Source organism: Yersinia sp. KBS0713 (assembly GCF_005937895.2).
Taxonomy (GTDB): Bacteria; Pseudomonadota; Gammaproteobacteria; order Enterobacterales; family Enterobacteriaceae; genus Yersinia; species Yersinia bercovieri.
Map to the genome: position 1 here is coordinate 2,041,488 of NZ_CP042173.1, position 15,567 is coordinate 2,057,054.

Sequence of the window (15,567 nt, forward strand, 5' to 3'; positions counted from 1 at the left end):
TGGCGCGGACGCTTGACTCTTCTACCTATCCTCACCGTTATCGATCGAATCATTGAGGTTGTCAGCCGTCTGAGATGACATGGGGCGGCCCTACCACTCTATTTCAATCAAAAACTATCTATGTGTTGAATGCCCCCTTGATCACCATTGATAGCTAATCAGTAATTTGGCATTGCGGCCATCTTGAGGAATAGCTTGCGGTGAGTAGTGCTCTTTGTTGAAAGCATTACTCAGTACCGCTGTGGTGGTGACACCTTGCAAAGCCCCTTGCCCACGATAGCTCAGATAGAAGTCATGCAGGGTATAGCCATGTTGTGGTTTATAGGGGCCAGACCTCTGCTGCGCATCATTATTTTTCATAAATTGCGTGTTGCCCACCATCTTGACTAGCCAGCCGGCACTTAGACCGGTGTTGGCAATAGGGAGATTCAGGCGGCTGGTCACCGTGTCAGGATTGATGCTGTTAATATATTGGCGGGTCGCCAGATTAATGCCCCGGGTGCGGTTATAGGCCAGTGCCCAGTCAAACCACGGATTTTGATAGTCCAATGATGCATCCCAGCCCCAGCTTTTGCTCTGCGGGATATTAATGTACCGGGAGGTGATGAGTTTAACTTCAGGGGTAATGCGGTTCTCAGCGTTAATAGCGAAATAGCTGGTTTTGAATTTGACTGAATCGTCATCGGTCAGTAGCGAGTTAAAATGTAAACCAAAACCCGCTTCCCGGGTGACGTTGCTTTCGGGGTGTAAACTTGGGTTGGGTTTCCAGTAATTTACCCAAAAATGGTTTGAGTTGTTATACAGCTCGGCCAGTGTCGGGGTGCGAAACGCCTGGCTGTAGGCGCCAAACAGCATCAGCCAATCTGTCGGGTTGAGTGTCACCGCGCCCCGTGTTGACCATTTTTTGGCATCCCGATTGGCAAAGCCCACGCGGCTGTTTTGATAACTGTCGAAACGGGTCCCTGCCAGTAAGGTAACAGGTAGGTTGCGCAGGGTTATCTCATCTTGCAACCAGCCGGAGGTAAATCTGACACTGGCCGGCGGGAAGCTGCGGATTAAGCCATCGGGGATCTGCTGCTGACGATAACTCTCCGCACCGTAAGTGAACAGATGTGCCGCCGGGCTATCAGTAAATAGCGCGCTACGATTCTCCAGTTTTACCCCCGAACTCCTCTGCCGACGATTGCCAAAATCTTTGGCGCTCACCTGATCACTGACATTAATCTCCGAGTAGTAGATTTTGCTGGTGAAGTCTAGCCACTCAAGGTGTTGCGGTTGCAGCCGATAGCTCAGGTCGGCATCACGTTGCAGGGTATGTCGCGCCATCATGGGGTTCATTCGTGGGTTTGGCTGGCTACTATTGGCCATCTTAGGCTGCTGCGCGCGGTTGTTGTAGTAGCGCAGTCCGGTGGTTAATGATTGCCCCTCAGAGAGGTAGGCGGTGCCTTTGAGCATCAGATTGTTCACAGCTTCATCATTGGGAGCAGTATAACCATCACTTTGGCGTATATTTCCGACCTTACGTGTACTCAGGGCCATAAGGCCATCCAGATTATCTGTGCGGCCAAAGAGCGATAGCGCCGCGCCGCGACTATGATAGGCACTGGCGCTATAGCCGCTGAGCCGGAAACCCAAGTTTTGATCTTTAGCCAATAGATCCGCCGCCGTGACTGTTTGGTAAGCAATCACGCCGCCCATGGCACCGCTACCAAACAGTGAGGTTGATGGGCTGCGAATGACGCTAACCTGTTTTATCAGCGCCGGATCAATGAAAGTCCCGTTGATATGGGCGCCGCTAATTCCCTGACGGATACCATCAATCAGTACCAGCACCCCATATTGGTCATAGCCTCGAATATTGATATTCTGTCCGTTGGTGCGGCCAACCCCAGTGACACTGACCCCCGGCTCATTTTGCAGCATCTCTGCGGCGCTGGTCGCGGTCTGTTTTTGTGGTAATGAATCATCAATGGTGGTGATGGTTCCGGCAGCATTAAAACTGTCGGTGATGGGGCGGTCAGCGGTAATGACAAGGGTGTCATTTTTACTCTCGGCGGCGAGGCTGGCAGTGGCTAAAGGCGATAATGCCAGGGTGATTGCCAGACTGCACGAAGACAAACGAAAGAGACGAGACATAAGCAACTCTCCATATGTTATTAAACATAATCAAAGGATTGCTGGCTGCCTTGGGGGAGCTATTCGGTGGCTGGCGTAGTGATAATTATCGGAAACAGTACTCTGGCGACTAAATCATTATTTAGTCAGGATCAGTTTTCCTGCTTTGGTTTGGCGTAAATAGTAGAGCTGGCCTTGATGATGGATCGCCACCACATCCTGTTGGCCAAGCAGTTGTTCGCTGCGCAGTGAGGACAGTGGCAAAGTCGAGTGCTGCTGGTCGGCGGTGTAATTCAAATCCTGAATGCGACGAGTGGGATTATTCATAATGTCTGTTTTTTAGCGTTCATATCATTTTGAATGTGATAATAATTATCATCTGCATCTGCGCAATATTTCAATAGCAATATTCATTACTTGATATGCCAACTCCTTGTTTTTCATTAATGATTCAGTGAGTCAATTGGTGATGATAAATAGATAGGAGGAATCTAGTGCACGGGGAATTATAACAGCGTGGATCATATCATTTAGTGATAGAACAGAATTACCGCAGTGATTAACCCGGTACGGCTAATGCCATTCTATCACTATGTTAATTAAGATATCTTACTAGCTGAAGGGCGCTGCTAGTTAAAATCGACTGCTGACCGCATCAGCCAGTAGACTCAATAGTTGCTCGGTATCGGCCCAGTTTAGGCAGGGGTCGGTAATGGATTGCCCATAGGTTAAGGGCTGACCCGCAACAATTTTCTGTGTTCCTTCCATCAGGAAGCTCTCCGCCATCACCCCAACGATAGCCGTTGAACCGGCGCGGATCTGCTGACCAATATCGGCGGCGACCTCTAACTGACGACGATGCATCTTCTGGCAATTGCCGTGGCTGAAATCCACCACCAGATGTTCGGGTAGATCGAATTCACGCAGGCTATCACAGGCTGCGGCAATATCCGCAGCACCATAGTTAGGGGTTTTTCCGCCGCGCATGATGATATGGCCGTGCGGGTTGCCACTGGTTTGGTAAATGGTCATCTGGCCATGCTTATCCGGTGACAAAAACATGTGGCTGGCTTGTGCGGCACGAATAGCATCAATGGCAATGCGGGTATTACCGTCAGTGCCGTTTTTGAAACCGACCGGGCAGGAGAGTGCTGAGGCCATTTCACGATGAATCTGGCTTTCGGTGGTACGTGCGCCAATCGCGCCCCAACTGATAAGATCGGCAATATATTGACCGGTCACCATATCCAGGAATTCTGTCGCCGTCGGCAGCCCTAGCTCATTCACCGCCAGCAGCAAGCGACGGGCCATCTCAATACCCAAATTGACCTGACAGGAGCCATCAAGAGCGGGGTCAGAAATCAGCCCCTTCCAGCCTACGACTGTGCGCGGCTTTTCGAAATAAGTGCGCATGACGATTTCGAGGCGGTCTTGATAGCGCTGGCGCAATACATTCAGGCGAGTGGCGTAATCAATCGCGGCATCAAGGTCGTGAATTGAACAGGGGCCGACCACCACCAGCAGGCGCGGATCTTCACCGGTGAGTATCTTCTCAATCCGCTTACGTGACGCTGTCACGTTATCGGCAATGGCCGCAGAGATCGGCAACTTCTCCGCCAGTTGTTGTGGCGTAATTAAGCTGTCGATGCGCGCGGTCCGCAATTCATCTGTCTTATGCATGGAAATTCTCTAAATCCGTTCTTCTCTGCGGCAGGAATACCGGGAAGTGATGGCGATCACAATAAACCAAAACTAAATGAATTCAACCGCCATCGCCGTGATTTATACAAATTTTGATTAAATAAATTGCAAATGATAAGTCTGGCAATGGTCTGATTAGAACATCCGCCGACTCATGCCCAAAATATCCAGAATTTTGGTGGAGATCTCCTCGACGGAGTAGTTGGTGGAGTTCAGATAGCGAATCTGATTTTTGCGAAATAGCGCCTCCACTTCCCCCACTTCCATCCGGCATTGGCGCAGTGAGGCGTAACGGCTGTTTTCTCGCCGCTCCTCACGAATGGCAGCCAGCCGCTCAGGGTTAATGGTGAGGCCAAAAAGTTTATGCTGAAAGGGTTTCAGCGCCGCTGGAAGCTGCAAATTGTCCATATCATCGGCGATAAACGGATAATTTGCGGCACGGATACCAAATTGCATGGCTAAATAGAGGCTGGTGGGGGTTTTTCCGCAGCGAGAGACCCCCAGTAGAATCACTTGCGCCTGATCCAGATTGCGCAGAGAAATACCGTCATCATGAGCCAGGGCGTAATCAATGGCGGCGATACGGGCATCATATTTGCTCAGATTGCTTTCGGTTAAACCATGGGTGCGATTGAGTACCGGTTGCGGTGCCACGCCGAGTTCACCCTGAAGTGGTGCAACCAATGCCTGCACGATATCCTGGCAGAACCCTTCACTGTGCTGAATGAGTTCCCGCACTTCGGGACTGATTATCGAATAAAAAACCAGCGGCCTGACCCCGGTATTCTGATAGATATCATTAATTTTTTGGCACACCTCTTGCGCCCGTGCGGCACTTTCAACAAATGGCAGCGTAAAGGTGGTGGCTTTAACCGGAAATTGCGACAGGACCGCATGACCCAGTACTTCGGCAGTAATTGCCGTACCATCCGAAATATAAAACACACTTCTTTCCACGCTGACTCCTGAATATTTTGTCGTTCGGATTAATGGCATTGGTTAATAAGGCATCATATTGCTGCAAGTTTAGCGCAATCAGTGTGCCTTATTCGGCATGTCGGTAAAGTGTTTGCTGTCAGAATCGCCCGAAAATAACTTTTCTTGTTGGCTTGATCGATTCACCTGTCCATGGGGTATGGATCATTATGCTAATCTGAAATAGATCTTTGCTACTTAAGGTGGCAGGGATGTTAGCTGCGCTAACCACGATTTGTCCCCTACAGACGGTTCGTCACTATAAACAATGTAAAAAGGATTGTTTCGATGTCCAACAATGGCCTAAACCTGTGTAATGTGCTTTGGTACAACCAGCTTGGCATGCACGATGTTGAAAGGGTTGGCGGCAAGAATGCCTCCCTGGGTGAAATGATAACTCATCTCTCCGCACTGGGTGTCTCGGTGCCCAATGGTTTTGCCACTACCGCTCAGGCGTTTAACGACTTTTTGGAGCAAAGTGGCGTTAACCAACGTATCTATCAATTGCTGGATCAAACTGACGTTGATGATATTGCGGCACTCTCCAAAGCGGGCGCGCAGATCCGCCAATGGGTTATTGAGACACCATTCCATCCTGAGTTTGAACAATCCATTCATCAAGCCTATCAGCAGCTAGCGGATGGCGAGCCAGCGGCCTCCTTTGCGGTGCGCTCATCGGCGACAGCGGAAGATATGCCCGATGCCTCCTTTGCTGGTCAGCAGGAAACCTTCCTTAATGTGCAGGGCATTGATGCGGTGATGATTGCCATCAAGCATGTTTTCGCCTCACTGTTTAATGATCGCGCCATCTCTTATCGCGTGCATCAGGGGTACGACCATCGCGGTGTGGCGCTCTCTGCTGGCGTGCAGCGCATGGTGCGCTCAGATCTCGCCTCTTCCGGCGTGATGTTTACCATTGATACAGAATCAGGTTTTGATCAGGTGGTATTCATCACCGCAGCCCATGGTTTGGGGGAGATGGTGGTGCAGGGGGCGGTGAATCCAGATGAGTTCTATGTCCATAAACCAACGCTACGTAGTGGTAAGCCGGCGATTGTGCGCCGTAATATGGGTTCGAAAAAGATTCGCATGGTTTATGCCGAAAGTCAGGATCATGGCAAACAGGTACAAATTGAAGATGTGCCAGAGGCGCAGCGCAATCGTTTCGCTCTCAGCGATGATGAGGTAGAAGCACTGGCGCATCAGGCGTTGTTGATTGAGGAGCACTATGGCCGCCCGATGGATATCGAGTGGGCTAAAGATGGTCACACCGGCAAACTGTTTATCGTGCAGGCCCGCCCGGAAACGGTGCGTTCCAACGAGCAGGTGATGGAACGCTACCAATTGAATCACCAAAGCAATGTGTTGGTGGAGGGACGGGCTATCGGGCACCGCATTGGCGCGGGGCCGGTGAAAGTGATCCACGATATTAGCGAGATGGACCGCATTCAGCCGGGTGATGTTCTGGTCACCGACATGACCGATCCTGATTGGGAACCGATCATGAAAAAAGCCTCGGCCATTGTGACCAATCGTGGTGGACGTACCTGCCATGCGGCCATTATTGCCCGTGAGCTGGGGATCCCGGCGGTCGTCGGTTGTGGTAATGCCACGGAGCTGCTGCGAGAGGGGCAGAATGTCACGGTTTCCTGCGCCGAGGGCGATACTGGCTACGTTTATCATGAACTGCTCGACTTTTCGATTCAAAGCTCGCAGGTGACTGAACTGCCTGATTTACCGTTGAAAATAATGATGAACGTCGGTAATCCAGACCGGGCGTTTGACTTTGCCCGCCTGCCGAATGAGGGGGTGGGGCTGGCGCGGCTGGAGTTTATCATCAACCGCATGATTGGCGTGCACCCTAAAGCGTTACTGGAGTTTGACAGTCAGGAACCGGCTATTCAGGCTGAGATCAAGGCGCTGATGAATGGTTATGACGATCCGGTTGAGTTTTATGTCGGCCGCCTGACCGAAGGTATCTCGACCCTGGGGGCGGCGTTCTGGCCTAAACGGGTGATTGTGCGCTTGTCAGATTTCAAATCTAACGAATATGCCAATCTGGTCGGTGGGGAGGCTTATGAACCGCACGAAGAGAACCCGATGCTGGGCTTCCGTGGGGCCGGGCGTTATGTTGCCGATAGCTTCCGCGACTGTTTCGCCCTGGAGTGTGAGGCGGTTAAACGGGTGCGCAATGTGATGGGGCTGACCAACGTCGAAGTGATGGTGCCTTTTGTCCGCACTGTGGCTCAGGCGGAAGCGGTAGTCGCAGAGCTGGCACGGCAAGGGCTGAAACGTGGCGAGAATGGTTTGAAACTCATTATGATGTGCGAAATCCCATCGAATGCGTTACTGGCGGACCAATTCCTGGCGCATTTTGATGGCTTCTCCATCGGTTCCAATGATATGACTCAGCTAACATTGGGGCTGGATCGTGACTCCGGTGTGGTGTCTGAGCTGTTCGACGAACGAAATGAGGCGGTCAAGGCACTGCTTTCAATGGCAATTCAGGCGGCGAAACGGCAGGGCAAATATGTTGGGATTTGTGGTCAAGGGCCATCAGATCATGAAGATTTTGCTATCTGGTTGATGGAGCAAGGGATCGACAGTTTATCCCTTAACCCAGATACCGTGGTGCAAACCTGGCTGAGTCTGGCGCAACATACTCAACATTGATATTGCTGATATAAATCAACCACCAATTAATTATCCGCAGCTTAGGTTGCGGATTTTTTTGTCTGCATCCCAATAGAGTGGGTTGAATAGTGGCGATAATTTGGTTGGGAAGGAGCAACAGCAATAAAATTAGCGAGAGTGGTAATGAAAAGGGAATAGTAAAATAAAAGATAGTAAAAAAAGATAGCAGCAAAAAAAAAGCCCATCTTAAGTGATAGGCAAAGACTACACACAGCAATACGTATATTCGATTACAGATATTTAAGTAAATCATTCTGAAATGATTTATTTAAACGCCTTGGGGAAAGCAATATCTTATAATAATAGTAAGTAAATTCCTTGGTTTAGTCATTAAGAATCATCTGAATAAAATAGATTGAATAAATGCTTCCCATTACAGTGATTTCAAATGGTTATTAATAATCGGCTTATTTAATTATTTATAGGATTGCTGGCGGAGAATATAAATAGGGGATTTTAAGTGGCTATTATTAAATAATCATAGCGGATGGTTCTGAGGCGCGGGGGTTGCGCAGGATAATTGCCCAACCCCCTAAAAGCTAAAGTTCTTCCAAATGTTTGGCGACTTCTGTAATGCTCTCTTCTGGTTCAGGGGCTTCGCTGACCCAAGCTGCCGTCAGGCGATAGGAGATAGCTAACACCACCGGGCCGATAAATAGCCCAATCATGCCGAATGACAGCAGGCCACCAATAACCCCGGAGAGAATTAAGATCATCGGCATATCGGCTTCCATGCGGATAAGGTAAGGTCGCAAAACGTTGTCCATGGTTCCGACGATACAGCTCCAAACCAGCAGTACCGTGCCCCATGTGGTGTCGCCGGTCCAGTACAACCAGATAATCGCCGGAACCAGTATCAACAGCGGCCCAAGTTGCGCAACACAGCAGATAAACATCAACACGGTAAACAGGGTGGCATATTGGATCCCGGCAATGGCCAGACCAATCCCCCCCAGCACCGCTTGTACCAGTGCGGTGACCACCACCCCCAGCGCCACGGCGCGGATCGCTTTCGCCGCCAAGACCACCACGGCATCACCGCGTTTATCGGCTGCTCGCACCGCAAAATGGCGAATACCCAAACCCACTTGCTCACCATGGAAGTAGAGCAACACGCTAAATAGCACCATCAGCGCCAGATGAATTAAAAAGTAGCCAACATGGGCGGCTTGAGCCACCAGCCAGGTCGCAGCCGCACCGACATAGGGCTGCACTTTAGCAATAATCGCATTACCGCCACCGGCAATCAGCGTATGCCAACTGCTATAGAGCTTATTGCCCACCATGGGGACTGATTGCAGCCAGGTGACATCGGGCATCCGTAAATTAGAGGGGCTGGATGCCCACTGGATAAGCGGGCCGCTGTTTTGCACCAGGCTACTGACCAGTAGTGCTATCGGAATGACGAATAGCAAAACCAGTAGCAGCGTCATGATTAATGCCGCTAACCAACGTTTCCCCCAAAGGATTTTTTGTAGCCTAATCAGCAGTGGCCAGGTGGCAATGACCACCATGCCCGCCCAGGCAAAGCCCATAATAAAAGGTTGTACCACCCAGAAGCTGGCGATAATCATGATCAAAATGAATATCACCCCAAACATCAGTTTAGGTAAATCGAGACGACGTTGTTGCGGGTAATTCATCAGTGGGTTCTCACTTCGAAAGTCATGGCAAGGTGGCCATCGCACTGCTTATTTCTGCACTAATCTGCATTAATTGGGTTTGGAACTCATTAAGCATCTGCACTAATCATGGTGTATTTCTGCCACTTTTAATAGATAGCAGCGGATTTTACTGCGGCGATTTTTTTAAAAAAGGAGAATATCGGCGATGTAATAGAGATCTGGCCGCCGTAAAAAGGCTGAAATAATTTGCTTCTAATGGTTTGCGGCTATTATTTGTGCAATATAAAATTTTGATACTCAATGGTTTGCTGCTCTATTTCTCCGTGGCCGACAGCCATCACTTTCCCATCGTTCTGAATTGGCATAAATTATTCGACAAAGGCGATCGCGAACAGATAATCTTTTAGCGAAATAACAAACACACATACCTATAGATAGGGTCACACTCATGATCCCACAGATTTCTCAAGCGCCGGGTGTTGTTCAGTTGGTGCTGGATTTTTTGGATGCTTTGAAGCAAAACGGATTCACCGGCGATACTGCCACCAATTATGCCGGTCGCCTGACCATGGCGACGGACAACAGTATCTACCAACTGCTACCCGATGCCGTTGTTTTCCCCCGTTCGACGGCAGATGTCGCACTGATTGGTCGCCTGGCGGGGCAAGAGAGTTTTAAATCGCTGCTGTTTACGCCCCGTGGTGGCGGCACTGGCACCAATGGGCAGGCGTTAAACCACGGAATTGTGGTGGATATGTCGCGCCACATGAATCGCATTCTGGATATTAATCTGGAGCAAGGCTGGGTGCGGGTCGAAGCTGGCGTGATTAAAGATCAGTTGAATCAATACCTGCGGCCTTTTGGCTACTTCTTCTCGCCGGAGCTATCGACCAGTAACCGTGCCACATTAGGCGGCATGATTAACACCGATGCCTCTGGACAAGGCTCCTTGGTGTATGGCAAAACTTCCGATCACGTGCTGGGGCTGCGGGCTATTTTGCTCGGCGGTGAGATGCTGGATACCCGTGCCATGCCGACGGCATTGGCGGAAACGATTGCTCAGGAAGATTCAATTATCGGCCGCATCTACCAAACGGTGCTGAATCGCTGCCGTGACCAGCGGGCGCTGATTCTGGAAAAATTCCCCCAATTAAACCGCTTCCTGACCGGCTATGACTTACGTCACGTGTTCAGTGATGATCTGCAAACCTTTGACTTAACGCGCATTTTAACCGGTGCCGAGGGGACGCTGGCCTTTATCACTGAAGCCACGCTGGATATCACGCCGCTGCCGAAAGTCCGCCGTTTGGTCAATGTGAAGTATGACTCCTTTGATTCTGCGCTGCGCCACGCCCCTTTTATGGTGGAGGCGAAGGCGCTATCAGTGGAGACCGTGGACTCCAAAGTCCTCAATTTGGCGAAAGAAGATATTGTCTGGCACTCGGTCAATGAGTTGATTACCGATGTGCCGGATGAAGAGATGCTGGGGCTGAATATTGTTGAGTTCGCCGGTGATGATAAGGCGCTGATCGACAGCCAAATGGCGTCACTTTGTCAGCGGCTGGATGATTATCTCGCTGCCAGAGAGGGCGGGGTGATTGGTTATCAGATTTGCGGCGATCTGGCCGGTATTGAGCGCATTTATGCGATGCGCAAAAAAGCGGTGGGTTTGCTCGGTAACAGTAAAGGGCAGGCCAAGCCGATTCCGTTCGCGGAAGATACCTGTGTGCCGCCACAACATTTAGCCGATTATATTGTTGAGTTCCGCCAACTGCTGGATAGCCACAATCTCACTTACGGCATGTTTGGTCATGTGGATGCTGGCGTATTACATGTGCGTCCGGCACTGGATATGTGCGATCCGCAGCAAGAGATGCTGATGAAACAGCTATCTGATCAGGTGGTGCAACTGACGGCGCGCTATGGCGGCTTATTGTGGGGGGAGCATGGGAAAGGCTTCCGCGCTGAGTACAGCCCTGACTTCTTCGGCGAAGAGCTGTACCGCGAATTGCGGCGCATTAAATCGGCTTTTGATCCCGATAACCGTTTGAATCCGGGGAAAATCTGCTCACCATTAGGCAGTGATGCGCCCATGATGAGAGTGGATAGCTCGGATAAACGCGGCACCCTGGATCGACAGATCCCGCTGGCGGTCAGAAGCTCCTTCCGTGGCGCGATGGAGTGTAATGGCAATGGCCTCTGTTTCAACTTTGATGCCCGTAGCCCCATGTGCCCCTCGATGAAGATTACCGGTAACCGAATTCACTCGCCCAAAGGGCGCGCAACATTGGTGCGCGAGTGGTTACGGCTGCTCTCTGAACAAGGGGTTGATCCGGTGGCGCTGGAACAGGGGCTGGCCACTCAGCGCCCGAGTCTACGTGGCCTGATTGAAAAGACCCGCAACACCTGGCATGCCAGCAAGGGGGATTATGATTTCTCCCATGAAGTCAAAGAGGCGATGTCGGGCTGTCTGGCTTGCAAAGCCTGTTCGACCCAGTGCCCGATAAAAATTGATGTGCCCGGTTTTCGTTCGCGTTTCTTGCAGCTGTATCACACCCGCTATCACCGCCCACTGCGCGACTATGTGGTGGCGGGAGTGGAGAGCTATGCGCCGTTAATGGCGAAAACGCCGAAGATCTTTAATTTCTTCCTAAAACAGCCGTGGGTTGGCACGTTAAGCCGCAAGAGTATCGGCATGGTGGATCTACCGATGCTCTCCACTCCCTCGCTGAAGCAGTCGTTGTCGGGCCACTACGCCAGTACCATGACGCTGGAACAGTTGGAGAAACTGCCCGCAGCTGAACGCCGTCAGCATGTGCTGATCGTGCAAGATCCCTTCACCAGCTACTATGATGCGCAGGTGGTGGCCGATTTTGTGCGGCTGGTGGAAAAACTGGGCTTTAACCCGGTGCTGCTCCCTTTCTCACCCAATGGCAAGGCGCAACATATTAAAGGCTTCCTGCTGCGTTTCGCCAAAACTGCGCGCAAGACCGCAGATTTCCTGAACCGCATTGCGCAATTGGGTATGCCGATGGTCGGGGTTGATCCGGCATTAGTACTTTGCTATCGCGATGAATATAAAGAGATTCTGGGTGATGCGCGCGGTAACTTTAATGTGCAACTGGTGCATGAGTGGCTACAGGTGGCACTGGCGGAGCAGCCCGAGCAGCAAATGAGCGGTGAGTCCTGGTATCTGTTTGGTCACTGCACCGAAAGCACCGCACTGCCCGCCAGTAGTCAACATTGGGCGTCGATATTCTCCCGCTACGGTGCCAAACTGGAAAGTGTCAGTGTCGGCTGCTGTGGCATGGCCGGGACCTATGGTCATGAAGCAAAAAACATCGATAACTCGTTGGGCATCTACGCACTATCCTGGCAGCAAGCACTGCAAAAACTGCCGGGTAAACGTTGCTTAGCCACCGGTTATTCGTGCCGTAGCCAAGTTAAGCGCATTGAGGGCAATGGATTACGACATCCGTTGCAGGCACTATTGGAGCTTGTTTAATTAGCGCAGATATAATTGGAGATAACTTAATGCTTTGGAAACGTAAAGCCACGCTGGCGGAACTGAATAAGATCGGTGAAGGTTGTATGGTTGCCCACTTAGGTATTGAGATAACCCGGTTGGGTGATGACGAACTGGAAGCCACTATGCCGGTCGATAATCGCACCACACAACCTTTTGGCCTGTTACATGGCGGGGCTTCGGTGGTGCTGGCGGAGTCTCTCGGTTCGATGGCGGGCTATCTGTGCACCCTTGAAGGTCAACAGATTGTGGGATTGGAAATTAATGCTAACCATTTGAAAGCGGTGCGCACTGGGAAAGTGCGTGGCTGTTGTCGCGCTATTCACGTGGGTCGCAGCCATCAGGTGTGGCAGATTGAGATTTTCGATGACCAGAACCAGTTGTGTTGTACCTCCCGCTTAACCACGGCGGTGTTGACGCGATAACACCATTACCCATAAACCCCATTATTATCCTGCTCAGGGTCATTGATTGGCCTTGAGTCACCTAAATATACCTCTTCTATTTATCTTGCCCCGCTGACTAATTTATTCGCCAAATACCTGCCCTTGTCGCTATATAAAGTTAACGCCGTTAATACCCTTACTGTTTAAAGTGTAAAGAGAATGTTTATCCGATAAATGCGGCGAATCACTCTGATAGGTTTCCCCAGCGGCTGTTTTCAGCTAAAGTTAATGGAGAAATAGGTATTTTCTATGAATGTTTAAAAACGCAAGGGCTGACTGCGATTAGCCTTTGATATAGCAAGGGATTTGAGCGTTGCTGTAAAAATTATTCAGTTATTTCAGGGTGATAAAAGTACAGTTGTTCCTCAAGACTTTTACGGCCATCGCAGCATGCTTATTCGTTGCCGCCTCATTTGAGGTCAAAACGGCACTTTTCTTAATATCCCTGCAAAACAAATGGTTGAAGTGATAATTATTATCACTACCATTGTGAACATTCTGTGTTGATTTACTCATAATCAGCCAGCAAATATTTAACCTGAAATGTACTATACCCAAAATAAATGGGTAATTGAGAAACATAAGGTAGGGCATATGCAACAGCAATCAGTCGGCACATTTTCACTCGACGAGAATGTCTGGCAAGGCGTGACGATAACAGAGAGTGCTGCCGCGCAAATTACCCGGCTCATGCAACAAGACCCGCAAATTAAAGGGTTGCAGCTCGGGGTCAAGCAGTCCGGTTGCGCTGGGTTTGCCTATGTGATGGATATGGCGAAAGAGCCAGCCGACGACTGTCTGGTGTTTGAGCAAGGTAGCGCCAGACTCTACGTGCCATTAAAAGCGATGCCATTTATCGATGGCACCGAGGTGGATTACGTCCGCGAAGGGCTAAACCAGATCTTCAAATTTAATAATCCTAAAGCTCAGCATGCCTGCGGGTGTGGCGAGAGTTTTGGCGTTTGAGCGATGTAAACGAAATGACACGAAGCAATGTAGAAGTGCCAGATGATGTGCAGGCTTGGGTCAGCGATGGTCGCTACAAAGAGGGATTTTTCACACAGTTGGCGACAGATGAGCTGGCGAAAGGCATCAATGAAGATGTTATCCGCGCCATTTCAGCGAAACGTAATGAACCTGAATGGATGCTGGAGTTTCGACTCGGCGCTTATCGCAGCTGGCTAGAGATGGAAGAGCCGCACTGGCTGAAAGCCCATTATAAGAGCTTGGATTATCAGGATTATAGCTATTACTCTGCGCCCTCGTGCGGCAGTTGTGATGATAGCTGTGATTCGCAGCCGGGCGCGGTGCAGCAGTCGTCGGCAGAGAGTGATTACCTTACCGCTGAGGTGGAGTCGGCGTTTGCCCAGCTCGGGGTGCCGGTACGAGAAGGGGCCGAGGTGGCGGTTGACGCTATTTTTGACTCGGTTTCTGTGGCGACCACCTATCGCGGCAAGCTGGCTGAGCAAGGGATTATTTTCTGCTCGTTTGGCGAAGCGATTCAAGAGTATCCGGATCTGGTACGTCAGTACCTGGGGTCTGTGGTTCCGGCAAAAGATAACTTTTTTGCCGCGCTGAATGCGGCGGTGGCCTCTGATGGCACTTTTGTCTATGTGCCAAAAGGGGTGCGCTGCCCGATGGAATTATCCACCTACTTCCGGATCAATGCCGCCAAAACCGGTCAGTTTGAGCGCACTATTTTGATTGCCGACGAAGGGAGTTATGTCAGCTATATTGAGGGCTGCTCCGCGCCAGTGCGTGACACCTACCAGCTACATGCCGCAGTGGTTGAAGTCATTTTGCACAAAAATGCCGAAGTGAAATACTCCACGGTTCAGAACTGGTTTGCCGGTACTGAGAGCACTGGCGGTATTCTCAACTTTGTCACCAAGCGCGCACTGTGTGAAGGTGAGGGGTCAAAAATGTCGTGGACCCAATCTGAAACCGGCTCCGCCATTACCTGGAAATACCCGAGTGTGATTTTGCAGGGTGATAACTCAATCGGCGAATTCTTCTCAGTGGCGCTGACCAACGGTTACCAGCAGGCCGATACCGGCACCAAGATGATCCACATTGGCAAAAACACCAAATCAACAATTATCGCCAAAGGGATCTCTGCCGGACATAGCCAAAACACCTATCGTGGCCTGGTAAAAATTCTGCCCGGTGCGGATAACGCCCGTAACTTCACCCAGTGTGATTCGATGCTGATTGGCCCGGACTCCGGTGCGCATACCTTCCCCTATGTGGAGGTGCGCAATAATTCAGCACAATTGGAACATGAAGCGACCACCTCAAAGATTGGCGATGACCAACTGTTTTATTGCTTGCAGCGCGGCATCAGCGAAGACGATGCCATCTCAATGATTGTCAACGGTTTTTGCAAGGATGTCTTCTCCGAATTGCCGCTGGAGTTTGCCGTCGAAGCACAGAAATTGTTGGCTATTAGCCTGGAACACAGTGTCGGTTAAGCATGAGTTGAATA

General features: G+C 50.5%; 10 protein-coding genes and 1 other RNA gene. 5 read left to right on the top strand and 6 right to left on the bottom strand.

Annotation, left to right across the window (positions count from 1 at the left end; all coding sequences use genetic code 11):
- Nucleotides 1-141: 141 nt before the first annotated feature.
- From FFE93_RS09545 to FFE93_RS09560, 4 genes are all read right to left on the bottom strand, one after another.
- Nucleotides 142-2,136 (bottom strand): TonB-dependent hemoglobin/transferrin/lactoferrin family receptor, encoded by a 1,995-nt coding sequence (locus tag FFE93_RS09545; protein ID WP_138775067.1) that lies wholly within the window; start codon nucleotides 2,134-2,136, stop codon nucleotides 142-144.
- Between the two features lie 117 nt (nucleotides 2,137-2,253).
- Nucleotides 2,254-2,442 carry a hemin uptake protein HemP gene (gene hemP / locus FFE93_RS09550; protein ID WP_057646738.1) on the bottom strand — a complete coding sequence of 63 codons (189 nt, stop codon included), beginning with the start codon at nucleotides 2,440-2,442 and terminating at the stop codon, nucleotides 2,254-2,256.
- 306 nt (nucleotides 2,443-2,748) lie between these two features.
- The gene (locus tag FFE93_RS09555; protein ID WP_005270273.1) at nucleotides 2,749-3,795 is read right to left on the bottom strand and encodes a 3-deoxy-7-phosphoheptulonate synthase; all 1,047 of its coding nucleotides are present in this window, start codon (nucleotides 3,793-3,795) and stop codon (nucleotides 2,749-2,751) included.
- Nucleotides 3,796-3,951: 156 nt separating this feature from the next.
- Nucleotides 3,952-4,773 (bottom strand): pyruvate, water dikinase regulatory protein, encoded by an 822-nt coding sequence (locus FFE93_RS09560; protein ID WP_032896172.1) that lies wholly within the window; start codon nucleotides 4,771-4,773, stop codon nucleotides 3,952-3,954.
- Between the two features lie 306 nt (nucleotides 4,774-5,079).
- Between FFE93_RS09560 and ppsA the strand changes: the two genes are divergently transcribed.
- Nucleotides 5,080-7,464 carry a phosphoenolpyruvate synthase gene (gene ppsA / locus FFE93_RS09570; protein ID WP_049600188.1) on the top strand — a complete coding sequence of 795 codons (2,385 nt, stop codon included), beginning with the start codon at nucleotides 5,080-5,082 and terminating at the stop codon, nucleotides 7,462-7,464.
- 190 nt (nucleotides 7,465-7,654) lie between these two features.
- Here the strand turns inward: ppsA and rprA are convergent.
- Nucleotides 7,655-7,763: antisense sRNA RprA (gene rprA, locus FFE93_RS09575), an RNA gene on the bottom strand.
- Between the two features lie 261 nt (nucleotides 7,764-8,024).
- Entirely contained in the window at nucleotides 8,025-9,128 is a 1,104-nt protein-coding gene (gene ydiK, locus FFE93_RS09580) for an AI-2E family transporter YdiK (protein WP_054872007.1), read from the bottom strand.
- Between the two features lie 430 nt (nucleotides 9,129-9,558).
- Here ydiK and FFE93_RS09585 point away from each other — a divergent pair, with 430 nt between their 5' ends.
- The 4 genes from FFE93_RS09585 (at nucleotide 9,559) to sufB (ending at nucleotide 15,553) form a co-directional block, all read left to right on the top strand.
- A complete protein-coding gene (locus FFE93_RS09585; protein ID WP_138775068.1) occupies nucleotides 9,559-12,615 on the top strand; it encodes an FAD-binding and (Fe-S)-binding domain-containing protein in 3,057 nt (1,018 codons plus the stop codon).
- Nucleotides 12,616-12,644: 29 nt separating this feature from the next.
- Complete coding sequence (locus FFE93_RS09590; protein ID WP_005270288.1) at nucleotides 12,645-13,061, top strand: hotdog fold thioesterase; 417 nt, start codon at nucleotides 12,645-12,647, stop codon at nucleotides 13,059-13,061.
- 615 nt (nucleotides 13,062-13,676) lie between these two features.
- Entirely contained in the window at nucleotides 13,677-14,048 is a 372-nt protein-coding gene (sufA, locus tag FFE93_RS09600; RefSeq protein ID WP_032896177.1) for a Fe-S cluster assembly scaffold SufA, read from the top strand.
- A 14-nt stretch (nucleotides 14,049-14,062) separates the two neighbouring features.
- Nucleotides 14,063-15,553, top strand: a complete 1,491-nt coding sequence (sufB, locus tag FFE93_RS09605; protein ID WP_032896179.1) for a Fe-S cluster assembly protein SufB — start codon at nucleotides 14,063-14,065, stop codon at nucleotides 15,551-15,553.
- Nucleotides 15,554-15,567: the final 14 nt, after the last annotated feature.